Source organism: Polaribacter sp. 2405UD43-2, from assembly GCF_058147125.1.
The window spans coordinates 1-246 of sequence record NZ_JBYVJX010000067.1 but is presented as its reverse complement, the minus strand read 5'-3'; the positions used below and the strand labels follow the sequence as shown (position 1 = coordinate 246).

General features: G+C 28.9%; 1 protein-coding gene. It reads left to right on the top strand.

Annotation, left to right across the window (positions count from 1 at the left end; translation table 11 throughout):
- Positions 1 to 192: VOC family protein (locus ACY2RX_RS14780; RefSeq protein WP_490104737.1), on the top strand; the 192-nt coding region annotated here is incomplete at its 5' end.
- Positions 193 to 246 lie beyond the last annotated feature (54 nt).

Here is a 246-nt window from a genome sequence, read left to right as displayed (position 1 = left end):
CCCTCAAACAAAGACTTTCTGTTTAATTATAGAGTTGACAATCTAGAAGAATTATTAGAAGCATTAAAAAACGAAGGAGTTCCAATTGTAGGTAAAATGCAAGAATTTGAGTATGGAAAATTTGGCTGGATTTTAGACAATGAAGGAAATAAAAGTGAGCTTTGGGAACCTATTGACAAAGCTTTTGAATAAAAGAAAGACCTAATTATTAATCAATTATGGAAGACAATAACTTAGAAAATAAAA